This window comes from Pseudomonas sp. CM27 (assembly GCF_013179515.1).
Lineage (GTDB): Bacteria > Pseudomonadota > Gammaproteobacteria > Pseudomonadales > Pseudomonadaceae > Aquipseudomonas.
This window is the reverse complement of sequence record NZ_JABMCN010000040.1, coordinates 1-12,657: the sequence shown is the minus strand read 5'-3', so window position 1 is coordinate 12,657 and position 12,657 is coordinate 1. Positions and strand designations below refer to the sequence as shown.

The window sequence follows — 12,657 nt, the reverse complement described above, 5'->3', positions numbered from 1 at the left end:
ATGCCCCGCCCGATCCGCTTCAACGCCTTCAGCATGAACGCCGCCAGCCACCAGTCCCCCGGCCTGTGGCGCCACCCGCGCAACACCAGCGTGGCCTTCAACCGCCTCAGCTACTGGACCGACCTGGCCCGGCTGCTCGAACGCGGCCTGTTCGACGCCCTGTTCATCGCCGATGTGCTGGGTATCTACGACGTCTACCAGGGCGGCCCCGAAGCCGCCCTGCGCGGTGGCGTGCAGGTGCCGGTCAACGACCCGCTGCTGCTGGTGCCGGCCATGGCCGGGGTCACCGAGCACCTGGGCTTCGGCGTCACCTTTTCGCTTACCTACGAGCACCCCTATCCGTTCGCCCGGCGCATGTCCACGCTCGACCATCTGAGCAATGGCCGGGTCGGCTGGAACATCGTCACCGGCTACCTCGACAGCGCCGCGCGCAACCTGGGCCTGGCGCGCCAGCTGGGCCACGACCAGCGCTACGACCTGGCCGAGGAATACCTGCAGGTGCTGTACAAATTGTGGGAAAAAAGCTGGGACGACGATGCGGTGCTGCTGGAGCGTGACAGCGGGCGCTACATCGAGCCAACCCGGGTACACCCCATCAACCATGTTGGCGAGCATTTCCAGGTCCCCGGCATGCACCTGTGCGAACCGTCGCCGCAACGCACGCCGGTGTTGTTCCAGGCCGGTGCCTCGGCACGCGGCCAGCAGTTTGCCGCGCAGCATGCCGAATGCGTGTTCATCAGTGGGCCGACGCCGACGGTGCTGCGCCGTTATGCCGACGGCATCCGCCAGGCCAGCGAAACGGCCGGGCGTGGCCGCGACGAGGTGCTGATCTACGCCCAGGCGCTGCTGATCGTCGCCCCCACGCGCGAAGAAGCCGAGGCACGCTTTGCCGATTACCGCCGCCATGTCGACCTGGACGCCGCCCTGGCGCTGCTGTCGGGGTGGACCGGTATCGACTTCGCCGGCCTCGACCCCGACGCGCCCATCGAGTACGTCGAAAACGATGCCGGCCGAGCCGCCCTGGCCGCCTTCACCGCAGCCGACCCTGACCGCCGCTGGACCGTACGCGAGGCTGCCGGGTTCGTTGGCCTGGGTGGCCGCGGCCCGGTATTGGTGGGCGCTGCCAGCGACATTGCCGACCAGCTGGAGCACTGGCTGGACCTGACCGGTATCGATGGCTTCAACCTGACCTACGCCGTACAACCGGAGGACCTGGCCAATGTCGTCGAGCTGTTGGTGCCCGAGCTGCAACGCCGTGGCCGCTACCCGCTGAGCTACGCCGACGGCACCCTGCGCCACAAGTTGTTCGGCCAGGGCGACCGGTTGCCGGAGCAGCACGTGGGTCGCCAGGTCGACATTCAGCGATCAAATACCGGGTATTCCAACATTTAATTTGTGGATGGGACGCGCTCGACCCTATTCTGTCGCCACATCCCCTGCGCCGCACCGGCCGGTGCGGTTCAAGGCATGGGGAGAGAACAACAAGTCGAGATCGTCCATGTCGAACCAATCGTACTTCGCCCCCCACGGTGGGCACCCGGCTCAGACCGAGCTGCTGACTGACCGTGCCATGTTCACCGAAGCCTATGCCGTCATCCCCAAGGGCGTAATGCGTGACATCGTCACCAGCCACCTGCCGTTCTGGGACAAGATGCGCATGTGGGTCATCGCCCGCCCGCTGACCGGTTTTGCCGAAACCTTCTCCCAGTACATCGTCGAAGTGGCCCCGGAAGGCGGCAGCGAGCGCCCTGAAATGGACGCCAACGCCGAAGCCGTGGTGTTCATCGTCGAAGGCCAGCTGGACATCACCGTCGAAGGCAAGCACCACAGCCTGGTACCGGGCAGCTACGCCTTCCTGGCCCCGGGCGCCGAGTGGAGCCTGCGCAACAACAGCAAGGCCAATGTCACCTTCCACTGGCTGCGCAAGCACTACCAGAAAGTTGAAGGCCTGGATGTGCCGGAGTCCTTCGTCACCCACCGCGACAACGCCACCGTCATCGAAATGCCGGGCACCGAAGGCCGCTGGAAAACCACCCGCTTCGTCGACATGGCCGACATGCGCCACGACATGCACGTGAACATCGTCACCTTCCAGCCAGGCGGCGTGATCCCGTTCGCCGAAACCCACGTGATGGAACACGGCCTGTATGTGCTGGAAGGCAAGGCCGTGTACCGCCTGAACCAGGACTGGGTCGAAGTGGAAGCCGGCGACTTCATGTGGCTGCGCGCCTTCTGCCCGCAGGCCTGCTACGCCGGCGGCCCAGGCAACTTCAGCTACCTGCTGTACAAGGACGTCAACCGTCATGTGCACCTGACGCTCAACCCCAAGCGCTAAGCCCACGCTGATGCCCGCAAGCCCGCCAACCTGGCGGGCTTTCTGTTTGCCGCGCATACTCAGACACTTCGTCCCCGCGCGGTGCCAGCCATGAACCGCTGCCTGCTGCTCGCCACCCTGCTGCTGTGCACCCCTGCCCTGGCCGCCGATGACTGGAGCCTGGCCTACGACCGCGAAGGCATTCGCGTGTACCTGAGCGCTGCCAGCGACTCGTCCTACCAGCAGTTTCGAGGGGTCAGCACCATGAAAGCCAGCGTGCGTACCCTCACCGACCTGCAGGAGAACCTGCGGGTGGCCTGCAAGTGGCTGTACGCCTGCGATCAGATGCGCTTGCTGGACGTGGACGGCGACCGCACCTGGGTGTACCTGACCACCAACCTGCCATGGCCGACGATGCCGCGGGATATCGTGCTGAAGGTCACCAGCGAACGCCTGGAAGACGGCACCCTGCTGCGGCACCTCAGCGCCGAGCCCGACAGGATCCCCAAGGTCGAGGGGCTGATCCGGGTGCAGCGGTTGAGCGGTGAGTGGCGGATGAAACCCTTGGGTGAGCGCGAGACCGAGGTCACTTACCAGTTGCAGGCCGACCCTGCCGGGGACGTGCCGGGGTGGCTGGCCAACCGGTTTGTGGTGGATGCGCCGGTCGTGACATTGCGCACCTTGCGGGCGGTGGCGGAGCGCCAGCCTTGAAGGGCTGCTCCAGCGCCTGCATCGCGGTACCCGCCAGACCAGCGAGGGCCAGGCGCTGTCCGCGGTAATGTCCGATCCATGCAGAAGACCGCCTCGGTGTTCGATCGCCTCACCGACCAGGTCGTGCAGCGGCGTGAGGTTTATTACCTGGTGGTGCCACAAGGGCGAACCGTCACGCCGACGATCCTGGGGCTGGTGGACTGGCTGCGCGATGCATCGCCCGCTGGCTGAGCAGTCAAGCGGGGCTGCTGCGCAGCCCGAAAATTCTACGCTGCGGTGGCGGCCTGCAGCTGCGCACACGCCTTGGCCCTGCGCCGATAAGCCAACAACAACCCCCCGTACCACAAGGGCATCACATACAGCGCGGTGCGAGTGTCCGGTTCCAGCGCCAGCAGGCACAGCACGAAGATCAGGAACAGCTGCGACAGCGCTGCGGTGACCTTGCCGCCCGGCAGCTTGAACTTCGACTGGGCATGCGCCAACGGGTTTTGCCGGCGGTAGGCGAAGTAGGACATCAGGATCAACGACCAGGTAACGATGATCATCACGGCAGAAATGGTCGACACCAGGGTGAACACCGTCATTACTTCCGGGATCACGAACAGCAGCGTCAGCGCAATGGCCATGCACACCCCCGAGAACACCAGCGCGCGCACCGGCGTGCCCGAGCCCGACAGCCGGCCGAAGGCCACCGGCGCCTGCTGCTGATGCGACAGGCCGTACAGCATCCTCGAGCCCGAATACACGCCACTGTTGGCTGACGAGGCGGCCGAAGTCAGCACCACAAAATTGATGATACCGGCCGCGGCTGGCAGCCCGCCAAGCAGGAACAGCTCGACAAACGGACTGCGGTTAGCCGGCACATTGGCCCAGGAGATGACGCTGATGATGCACACCAGCGAACAGATATAGAACAGCAGGATGCGCACCGGGATGGTGTTGATGGCCTTGGGCAAGGTCTTTTCCGGGTCCTTGGCCTCTGCCGCTGCGGTGCCGATCAGTTCGGTACCCACAAAGGAGAAGATCGCGATCTGGAAGCCGGCAAGGAAGCCAAGGAAGCCATGGGGCATGACCACCCCCGGCGCCACCAGGTGGCTGAACGATGCGGTTACGCCGACCGGGCTGGTGTAGGACGTGGCGACCATGACCAGCCCGGTCACCACCAGTAGCACGATGGCCACGATCTTGATCAGGCCGAACCAGAACTCCACTTCACCGAACGCCTTCACCGCCAGCATGTTCAGCCCCAATAGCAGGAACATGGTGGCAAATGCCGGCAGCCAGGTGGGCACATCGGGGTACCAGTACTGGAAGAACCCCGCTACCACCACCACATCACCCACCGCCGCCACCACCCAGCTGAGCCAGTACGACCAACTGAGGATGAAGCCGGCCCGTGGGCCCAGGTAGTTGTGCACCAGCTCGGCGAACGACTCCATCTGCAGGTTGGCCAGCAGCATCTCGCCCATGGCGCGCATGATGCAGAAAACGAAGAAGCCGATGATGGCATAGACGAGAATGATCGAAGTGCCGGAAAGCGCAATGATCTTGCCCGACCCCATGAACAGGCCGGTACCAATGGCGCCACTGATCGAAATAAGCTGGATATGCCGGTTTTCCAGTCGCCGTTTAAGCACGCGACCCGCTTCCGGCGGTGTGCTTTGCGCATTGCACGTTTGCTGCATAGTTGACCTCTTATTCTTTTTTGTAAAACCTCAGCATCCCGCACCGCACCCGTTAATAGGGACTGACGTGCAGGTTCAAGTCATCAAAGACTGACGAAGCGTGGGGAGTAACACAGATGACTGACAGTGCCCGGCGCAACTTCGCAGCGGGTTTGCCTATTCAATTGAAACGCACCCGGGTGACGTGCCGCGAAAGCCGTTTAATTTTGCCAGCGGCCCAGGTCAAGCGGAACGCTACAGAGTGCACAGCGCCAACGCGATTTTGTGCAGTGTGAAAAGCCTGGGTGACAGTTTGCGCAATGCGCGGGGCCCAACGCTTGACCCTTCGGTCACATCTTGTAGGTCGAGAGCAGGATGCTGGTCTCGGTGTTTTCGATGTGTTGTATCGAGCGAATGGCGTTCAACGCCCGGTCGAAGGCTTCCAGGGTGTCGGCGCGCAGCTCTGCCATCAGGTCCCAACGGCCGTTGGTGGTATGGATCGCCACCACGTTGGGGTGCCCACGCAGCGCGTGCTTGACCTCTGCGGCGTGGTGGCCGCTGATGCCGATGCTGGTGATTGCCCGTACACCCTGGTCCAGCGCATCGGAGCGCAGGCGTACCGTGTAGCCGATGATCACGCCCTGCTCTTCGAGCCGGGTGATGCGGTTTTGCACGGTTGCCCGGGCCACCTTGAGCTTCTTCGCCAAGGTCAGCACCGGGGTACGCGCGTTGTCCCGTAACAGCGCAATCAGTTCCCGATCGATAGTATCCATTTAATCCTGCCAAATAATCAGATTGCTACTTTGGGGTGGCAGATTGTCTAGAAAGTTGACGAAACTGGCAACCTGCATTCTTCCGGTTGACGTAACCCTGCCGCAAAATATTCAGGCCGCGACACTTCGACAATTTCAAGCGTTTACCCTGCATTGCGGGGTGAGTGCACAATAACAAGGTGCAAGCACATGACGTATTTCATTGATGTTCCAACCATGTCGGACTTGGTGCATGACATTGGCGTAGCGCCGTTCATTGGCGAACTGGCTGCGGCCATTCGTGATGACTTCATGCGCTGGCAAGAGTTTGATAAATCCGCGCGTGTCGCCAGCCACTCGGAAGTGGGCGTGATCGAACTGATGCCCGTGGCCGATAACAGCCGCTACGCCTTCAAATACGTCAACGGCCACCCGGCCAACACTGCCCGTGACTTGCATACGGTAATGGCTTTTGGCGTGCTGGCCGATGTCGATACCGGCTACCCGGTGCTGCTGTCCGAACTGACCATCGCCACCGCGCTGCGCACTGCGGCCACCTCGTTGATGGCGGCGCAGGCACTGGCGCGGCCCAACTCACGCAAGATGGCGCTGATCGGTAACGGTGCGCAGAGCGAGTTCCAGGCCCTGGCCTTCCACAAACATCTGGGCATCGAAGAAATCGTCGCCTATGACACCGACCCGCTGGCCACTGCCAAGCTGATCGCCAACCTCAAGGAATACAGCGGCCTGACCATCCGCCGCGCAAGCTCGGTGGCCGAAGCGGTGAAAGGCGTCGACATCATCACCACGGTGACGGCCGACAAGGCTTACGCCACCATCATCACCGCCGACATGCTCGAACCCGGCATGCACCTGAACGCCGTGGGTGGCGACTGCCCGGGCAAGACCGAGCTGCATGCCGATGTGCTGCGCAACGCCCGGGTGTTCGTCGAGTACGAGCCGCAAACCCGCATTGAAGGCGATATCCAGCAATTGCCAGCGGACTTCCCGGTGGTCGACCTGTGGCGCGTGCTGCGAGGCGAAACCGAGGGCCGCCAGAGCGACAGCCAGGTCACCGTGTTCGACTCGGTGGGCTTCGCCCTCGAAGACTACACCGTGCTACGGTACGTATTACAGCAAGCGGAAAAGCGCGGCATGGGCGAGAAGATCGACCTGGTGCCGTGGGTGGAAGACGACCCTAAAGACCTGTTCAGCCATACCCGTGGCCGTGCTGCCAAAACCCGCATCCGACGCGTTGCCTGACCTTTCCCAACCGGTATTTCTACATGGCATTTCCAACGCGTTCGATTCAAGCACCTGCAGCAGTGGTCATGGTCAGGCCGCATGCGTTCACCCCCAACCCGGAAACCGCAGCCGACAACTCGTTCCAGCGCAGCAGCAGCGGGGCTGCCGGGCAGCACCTGGCCGAAGTGGCCCGCGATGAAGTGACCCACGCCGCCGGCAGGCTGGAAGCCGAAGGCGTGCGCGTGCACCTGTTCGACGATTTTGGCGAGCACGACACCCCGGACTCGGTATTCCCCAACAACTGGTTCTCCACGCATCCAGGTGGGCACATCGCGATCTACTCGATGTACTCGCGCAACCGCCGCCGCGAGCGCCGCGCCGATGTGATCGAGATGCTCAAGCATGAGTACCGCGTGCAGGATGTGATCGACTATTCGGGGCTGGAACAGGACGACCTGTTCCTTGAGGGCACCGGCGCCATGGTCTTCGACCACCTGTCGCGGGTGGCCTACACCGCACGCTCCAACCGCGCCGACCCGATTGCCCTCGAGCGTTTCAGCACGCACTTCAATTTCGAGCCGATGGTGTTCGATACTGCCGATGAGCACGGCACGCCGATCTACCACACCAACGTGCTGATGTGCGTGGCGACCGAGTTTGCCCTGGTGGGGTTTGACACGTTCACCAACAAGGCGCGGGCTGAAGAAGTGCGGATGCGCCTGATTGAATCGGGCCGCGATGTGATCGCGCTGAGCAACCTGCAGATCAGCCAGTTCGCCGGCAATGCCATCGAGCTGTCCGGGCGTGACGGGCGCATCCTGGCGCTGTCACGCAAGGCCTTCGACAGCCTGACCGCCGAGCAGCGCCAGCGCATCGAACGCTCGGCGCGGCTAGTGCCGCTGGACGTGCCGACCATCGAAATGGCCGGCGGCTCGGTGCGCTGCATGATTGCCGGGATTCACCTGTCACCGCGCCTGATTGCGGCGTGTGCCTGACTCACGGGTGCTTGCCATCGCATTTGCATCGCCTGTGAGGTCTAGCGCCGCCCGCGCGACGCTTCGCGGGGCAAGCCCTAATGCCAGGCAGTTAAGCAATTGGGGCCGCTTTGCGGCCCATCGCCGGCAAGCCAGGCTCCCACAAGTACGGCGCATGGCTTGAATTCGATGCGGTCGGGGTGGGAGCTGGCTTGTCGTGGCGACGAACCGCGGCGATGGGCTGCGCAGCAGCCCCATTAGCCTTAACTGACTGACACTCTCTTGCCCCGCGAAGCGCCGCGCGGGCGGCGCTCGATCTCACAGGCGCTGCATATCTTGTGGCAAACACCTGTCTACCCTTATGGGATCCCTATAGGGCTCCATGACTATCCCGCTGGGATCACAACCTGCTACTCCACCACCCCACACGCCACCCGCGCCCCACCCCCGCCAAGCTTCGCGGGGTGGTCGCTATGGTTATCACCGCCAGCATGCACCATCAGCGCGTGGCCTTTGAAATCCTCGGCTTTGAGGCGCGGCGCCAGCACCGGGTAAGTGGCCTTGCCATCCGCCCCGACATACAGCGCCGGCAAGTCCCCGCGATGGCCGCTGTCATCGTACGGGCCTTTGTGGGCATTGCTGGTGTCCGGGTCCCAATGACCACCGGCAGCCCCGGCCGGCACGCTCTTGCCGCCCTCTTCAGCCGCTGCACAAGACCCTTTCTGGTGCAGATGGAAGCCATGCACACCCGGCGGCAGGTCCTTGAGGTCCGGGGTCAGCAAAGTGCCGTACTTGTTCTGCTCGATGCTGATGGTGCCGATCGACTTGCCCGGGCCATCGGCACCTGCAAGCTTGAGTTCCACAGTCTGGGCCGCCTGGGCCAGGCCGGTGCTGGCCAGCAATGCGGCGAATACTGCTGCTTTCATCATGTTTCTCCATGGCTTGGGATGTTGGGCGTCGTACCCACGTAACAGGTGGGACTGCGCAGACTGCCATGCATTCCCTCCAGCCACAGACTGAAACACTTCCCCCTTGGCCGCTAGATGCCGCCGCCCGCCAGCAGTTGCGTCATCACCTCGGCCAGCGCCTTGATCATCACGTCCGCTGTCGGCCGGTGGACAATGACGATTTCATAGCTGTCGACCTCCGGCAGCCCCTGCCTGCCTCCCAGCACCTGATGCTCGCCAGTCGCCGCCCTTGGCGGCAGCAGGCTGATGCCCATGCCATCGGCAACCGCCGCCTGGATGCCGCTGAGGCTGGAGCTGGTGAAACTGATGCGCCAGCGCCGGCCCATGCCTTCGATTGCACTGATCATGTCTTCGCGGTAGAGGCCACGGGGTGGGAAGGTCACCAGCGGGATCGGGTCCAGCTCGAAAGCCGGGGAGCGCGCGCTGTCGATCCATTGCAACCGCTCGGGCCAGCAGGCCACGCCTTCGCGGGTGTTGCGCCGCTGCTTGAGCAGCACCAGGTCGAGCTCACCGTTGTCGTAGGCCTGGCTGAGGTCACGGCACAGGCCGCTGGTCACCTCGAGTTTTACCTGCGGGTGCAGGCGACTGAAGGCCGACAGCGCATTGGTGGTACGCCCGCCAACGAAGTCCTCGGGCACGCCAAGGCGCACCGTGGTGCCCACCATCGCCCCGGCCAGGGCTTCGAGCATCTGGTCGTTCAGCGCCAGCATGTGCCGGGCGTAGCCGAGCAAGGTCTGCCCTGCGTCGGTCGGCAGCACGTCGCGGTTGCCACGCACCAACAGGCGGTGGCCGACCATGTCCTCCAGGCGGCGCACCTTCTGGCTGATGGTCGACTGGGTCGAATGCAGGCGCGCGGCTGCGGTGGTAAAGCTGCCGCAATCGGCCACCACGACGATGGCGCGCAGCAGGTCGAGGTCGAACAGGGCCCTATTCGATTTAACGCTGATAGACATCTTGATATTCAACTGCTGAATGGCAAGCCTGACTTCTATCACGCCACCTCGTGCACCGCAACGCGATGGGCTAATCACCCAGGGCGACACCTTCACGCCGGGGGTCGGCCCCGCCCGACCAGCCTTCGCCATGGCGCTGGATGATCTGCATGCCGCTGGTCATGGTCATGGGCGTCACCTCATGACCCCAGGCCGCCAGCTGCCGGATCAGCGCCGGACTGGCCAGGCCCGCTTCCACCTCGGTGCCGGCATTGCGGCTGCCGAAGTTGGGCAGGCCAGCGGCCTGCTGCGGGTCGAGCTGCCAATCCAGCAGGCCGATCAGGGCCTTGTTCACATAGCCGATGATCTGTGAGCCGCCCGGTGAGCCGAGGCTGGCCACCAGTTCACCAGAAGCACGCGAGAACACCAGCGTGGGCGCCATGGCCGAGAGCGGGCGCTTGCCTGGCTGCACCCGGTTGGCCACAGGTTTGCCCTGTTCCTGCGGGATGAACGAGAAGTCGGTCAGGTGATTGTTGAGCAAGAAGCCCTTGACCATCAGGTGCGAACCGAACGCAGCCTCCACCGAGGTGGTCATGGCCAGGGCCTGGCCGGCGTCATCCACCGCGCTGAGGTGCGAGGTGGAAATGCGCAGTGGCGAGCGGTCCGGGGCCAGCGCCAGGTCCGCGCCGTGCGGCTGGCCCGGGCGGGCCTGCTTCATGCTGTGCGCGGTAATCTGCCTGGCACGGCTGGCCAGGTAGGCGGAATCGGTCAGCGCCTTGACCGGCACCGGTACATAATCGCTGTCGGCCAGGTACTGGGCACGGTCGGCATAGGCAAGGCGCTCCGCCTCGGCGATCAGGTGCACGGCCAGTGGCCGAGCCTCGAGGCCGGCCGGGGATGTGGTCGCGACAGGCGGCAACGCTGCGAGGTCGCGTTGCGGTGCTGCGCGCTGTGCAGCCTCAAGAATGCCCAGCGTCTGCAACACTGTCACCCCGCCCGAAGATGGCGGCGGCATGCCACAGATGCGCCAGGCCTTGTAAGGGCCGCAGACCGGTTCGCGCTGCCTGGCCTGGTACTGCCGCAAATCCTGCAGGGACAAGTAGCCGGCATTGGCGTGGTTGCGTACCTTGTCCACGATGGCTTCGGCGATCTCGCCGCTGTAGAACACTTCGGGACCTTGCGCCGCGATCTGCTCGAAGGTTTGCGCCAACGCCGGGTTGCGCAGGGTCGTGCCCACCTGCAGTGGCCGGCCTTGTTGATCCAGGAAGTAACTGGCCATGCTCGGCGACCCGGCAATGTACGGGTCGCCGGCCACCAAAGCATGAAGGCGCCGGGAGACCGGGAAACCATTTCGCGCCAACCCGATGGCGGGTGCGAACAGGTCGCGCCACGGCAGCTTGCCGTGCTGCTCGTGAGCCAGCTTCAGCGCACGCAAGACCCCAGGCACGCCTACCGAACGCCCACCGATCTGCGCCGTCCGGAACGGCATGGGTGTGCCATCGGCCTGCAGGAACAGTTTTTCCGTCACCGCCGCCGGTGCCGCCTCGCGGCCATCAAAAGCCTGCACACGCTTGCCATCCCAGTACAGGATGAACGCCCCGCCACCAATGCCACTGGATTGCGGTTCGACCAGGGTCAGCACCATCTGCATGGCAATTGCGGCATCGATGGCGCTGCCTCCGGCCCGCAGCATCGCCCGTCCCGCCTCGCTGGCCAGCGGGTTGGCTGCGGCAGCCATATGCCGGCTGGCATGCACCGGCTGCAGGCCGCTGCGGTAACCGGATGCCAGCTCTGGTGGCGCAGGCAGAAGCTGGTCGGCGCAGACCCAGCCACTGGCAGCCAGCAGGCAAAGGGCGCCGACCAGCGGCGTTGGAAATCTCATGGTTGCGCGTCCTGCCATCAGCTATCAGGAAAGTCACTGTGGGTCATGCACAAACTTGACTTCAAGCCCTGGCGTATTTTTTCTAGGATGCAGGCAAGCCATCGAGGACCTTGCCCCATGCGTTTATCACTCGCAACCTTGTTGTTCGCCCTGTTCAGCAGCCTTGCCGCCCACGCCGAGACCAGCCCCATGGACAACCGCCTGCACAACGCAGCCCGCATAAACGACGTACGCACGTTGCAACAGTTGCTGAAACAAGGTGCCCGGCTGGACAGCCGTGACGAGCAGGGCCGCACTGCCCTGATGGTCGCCACCCAAGACAACCAGATCGCAGCGGCCCAGGCACTGATCGAGGCCGGTGCCGACGTGAATGCCAAGGACAACATCAATGACAGCCCCTACCTGTATGCCGGCGCCCGTGGCCTGAACGACATCCTGCAACTGACCCTGAGTCACGGCGCCGACCTGAAGAGCACCAACCGTTACGGCGGGACTGCGCTGATCCCTGCGGCCGAGCGCGGGCATGTCGAGACGGTGCAAATGCTGATCGATGCCGGGGTAGATGTGAATCACCTCAACTGGTTGCACTGGACCGCGCTGCTGGAGGCGGTGATTCTGGGCGATGGCGGGCCGCGGCATGTGGAGATTGTGCGCCGGTTGCTGGCGGCCGGGGCAGATCGGCAGATTGCCGACAAGGATGGCGTGACAGCGCTGGAGCACGCGCGGCAGCGGGGATATCGAGAGATGCAAAAACTGCTTGCGCGCCAGGCATAGCTTGCAGGAGCAGTTTTGTGCTGCGAAAGGCCGTTATGACTGGCAATTGGATGTTGCAGTATTGGCCTCTTCGCAGTACAAGGCTGCTCCTACCGGTTCAGTGCATGCGTTGAAATTTCCGCAACTTTCGGTCAGACCACATCTTCGTACGGCAGCCCCACATAGTTCTCGGCAATGTTCACCAGCCCCGCCGGCGATGTCAGGAAGTACTCGCGGTCAGCCTCCTGCATCTTCTGGTCCCAGGCGTCCTTGTGGTTACCGAAGTCATGCAGCAGCTGGGTCATGAACCAGCTGAAACGCTCGCCTTTCCATACCCGGCGCAAGGCCAGCGGCGAGTACTGCTGCAGCAGGTCGGTGCGCCCTTCGCGGTACACCTTGACCAGGATCCGGTACAGGTAGTTGACGTCCGACGCAGCCAGGTTCAAGCCCTTGGCCCCGGTT

General features: G+C 63.8%; 13 protein-coding genes. 7 read left to right on the top strand and 6 right to left on the bottom strand.

All coding sequences use genetic code 11. The features are described from left to right. The 4 genes from HP547_RS07370 to HP547_RS07355 all read left to right on the top strand — a co-directional run bounded on the left by HP547_RS07370 (window position 1) and on the right by HP547_RS07355 (window position 3,256). Entirely contained in the window at window positions 1-1,392 is a 1,392-nt protein-coding gene (locus HP547_RS07370) for an LLM class flavin-dependent oxidoreductase (protein WP_172221279.1), read from the top strand. A 106-nt stretch (window positions 1,393-1,498) separates the two neighbouring features. Beyond that, a complete protein-coding gene (locus tag HP547_RS07365; RefSeq protein ID WP_172221276.1) occupies window positions 1,499-2,335 on the top strand; it encodes a bifunctional allantoicase/(S)-ureidoglycine aminohydrolase in 837 nt (278 codons plus the stop codon). A 90-nt stretch (window positions 2,336-2,425) separates the two neighbouring features. Further along, window positions 2,426-3,025 (top strand): START domain-containing protein, encoded by a 600-nt coding sequence (locus HP547_RS07360; protein ID WP_172221273.1) that lies wholly within the window; start codon window positions 2,426-2,428, stop codon window positions 3,023-3,025. A gap of 78 nt (window positions 3,026-3,103) precedes the next feature. Continuing rightward, on the top strand, window positions 3,104-3,256 hold the full coding sequence (locus tag HP547_RS07355; protein ID WP_175586149.1) for a hypothetical protein: 153 nt from the start codon (window positions 3,104-3,106) through the stop codon (window positions 3,254-3,256). Window positions 3,257-3,291: 35 nt separating this feature from the next. On the opposite strand, the gene HP547_RS07350 is transcribed toward HP547_RS07355, so the two are convergent. Together HP547_RS07350 and HP547_RS07345 are read right to left on the bottom strand one after the other, a co-directional pair. After that, window positions 3,292-4,710 (bottom strand): amino acid permease, encoded by a 1,419-nt coding sequence (locus HP547_RS07350; protein ID WP_172221270.1) that lies wholly within the window; start codon window positions 4,708-4,710, stop codon window positions 3,292-3,294. Window positions 4,711-5,039: 329 nt separating this feature from the next. Continuing rightward, window positions 5,040-5,462 carry an Lrp/AsnC family transcriptional regulator gene (locus HP547_RS07345; protein ID WP_172221267.1) on the bottom strand — a complete coding sequence of 141 codons (423 nt, stop codon included), beginning with the start codon at window positions 5,460-5,462 and terminating at the stop codon, window positions 5,040-5,042. A 189-nt stretch (window positions 5,463-5,651) separates the two neighbouring features. Between HP547_RS07345 and HP547_RS07340 the strand changes: the two genes are divergently transcribed. Both HP547_RS07340 and ctlX read left to right on the top strand, forming a co-directional pair. Next, window positions 5,652-6,704 carry an ornithine cyclodeaminase gene (locus HP547_RS07340; RefSeq protein WP_172285917.1) on the top strand — a complete coding sequence of 351 codons (1,053 nt, stop codon included), beginning with the start codon at window positions 5,652-5,654 and terminating at the stop codon, window positions 6,702-6,704. A gap of 68 nt (window positions 6,705-6,772) precedes the next feature. Next, window positions 6,773-7,681, top strand: coding sequence for a citrulline utilization hydrolase CtlX (ctlX, locus tag HP547_RS07335; RefSeq protein WP_218583468.1), 909 nt, complete (start codon window positions 6,773-6,775; stop codon window positions 7,679-7,681). 389 nt (window positions 7,682-8,070) lie between these two features. Here ctlX and sodC read toward each other — a convergent pair whose 3' ends face one another. The 3 genes from sodC to ggt all read right to left on the bottom strand — a co-directional run bounded on the left by sodC (window position 8,071) and on the right by ggt (window position 11,442). Beyond that, window positions 8,071-8,586, bottom strand: a complete 516-nt coding sequence (gene sodC / locus HP547_RS07330; protein ID WP_172221258.1) for a superoxide dismutase family protein — start codon at window positions 8,584-8,586, stop codon at window positions 8,071-8,073. A gap of 113 nt (window positions 8,587-8,699) precedes the next feature. Next, window positions 8,700-9,581, bottom strand: a complete 882-nt coding sequence (locus HP547_RS07325) for a LysR substrate-binding domain-containing protein (protein WP_172221255.1) — start codon at window positions 9,579-9,581, stop codon at window positions 8,700-8,702. Between the two features lie 70 nt (window positions 9,582-9,651). After that, window positions 9,652-11,442 (bottom strand): gamma-glutamyltransferase, encoded by a 1,791-nt coding sequence (ggt, locus tag HP547_RS07320; RefSeq protein WP_172221252.1) that lies wholly within the window; start codon window positions 11,440-11,442, stop codon window positions 9,652-9,654. Between the two features lie 117 nt (window positions 11,443-11,559). On the opposite strand from ggt, the gene HP547_RS07315 reads away from it, so the two are divergent. Then, window positions 11,560-12,216, top strand: coding sequence for an ankyrin repeat domain-containing protein (locus HP547_RS07315; protein ID WP_172285916.1), 657 nt, complete (start codon window positions 11,560-11,562; stop codon window positions 12,214-12,216). Window positions 12,217-12,347: 131 nt separating this feature from the next. Here the strand turns inward: HP547_RS07315 and HP547_RS07310 are convergent. After that, window positions 12,348-12,657 (bottom strand): FAD-dependent monooxygenase (locus HP547_RS07310; protein WP_172285915.1); only part of this gene is annotated, 310 nt, incomplete at its 5' end.

Excerpts from the sequence above, each read along its gene's own strand:
- HP547_RS07370 (WP_172221279.1), top strand. The coding sequence starts at position 1 with ATGCCCCGCCCGATCCGCTTCAACGCCTTCAGCATGAACGCCGCCAGC.
- HP547_RS07365 (WP_172221276.1), top strand. The coding sequence starts at position 1,499 with ATGTCGAACCAATCGTACTTCGCCCCCCACGGTGGGCACCCGGCTCAG.
- HP547_RS07360 (WP_172221273.1), top strand. The coding sequence starts at position 2,426 with ATGAACCGCTGCCTGCTGCTCGCCACCCTGCTGCTGTGCACCCCTGCC.
- HP547_RS07355 (WP_175586149.1), top strand. The coding sequence starts at position 3,104 with ATGCAGAAGACCGCCTCGGTGTTCGATCGCCTCACCGACCAGGTCGTG.
- HP547_RS07350 (WP_172221270.1), bottom strand. The coding sequence starts at position 4,710 with ATGCAGCAAACGTGCAATGCGCAAAGCACACCGCCGGAAGCGGGTCGC.
- HP547_RS07345 (WP_172221267.1), bottom strand. The coding sequence starts at position 5,462 with ATGGATACTATCGATCGGGAACTGATTGCGCTGTTACGGGACAACGCG.
- HP547_RS07340 (WP_172285917.1), top strand. The coding sequence starts at position 5,652 with ATGACGTATTTCATTGATGTTCCAACCATGTCGGACTTGGTGCATGAC.
- ctlX (WP_218583468.1), top strand. The coding sequence starts at position 6,773 with ATGGTCAGGCCGCATGCGTTCACCCCCAACCCGGAAACCGCAGCCGAC.
- sodC (WP_172221258.1), bottom strand. The coding sequence starts at position 8,586 with ATGAAAGCAGCAGTATTCGCCGCATTGCTGGCCAGCACCGGCCTGGCC.
- HP547_RS07325 (WP_172221255.1), bottom strand. The coding sequence starts at position 9,581 with ATGTCTATCAGCGTTAAATCGAATAGGGCCCTGTTCGACCTCGACCTG.
- ggt (WP_172221252.1), bottom strand. The coding sequence starts at position 11,442 with ATGAGATTTCCAACGCCGCTGGTCGGCGCCCTTTGCCTGCTGGCTGCC.
- HP547_RS07315 (WP_172285916.1), top strand. The coding sequence starts at position 11,560 with ATGCGTTTATCACTCGCAACCTTGTTGTTCGCCCTGTTCAGCAGCCTT.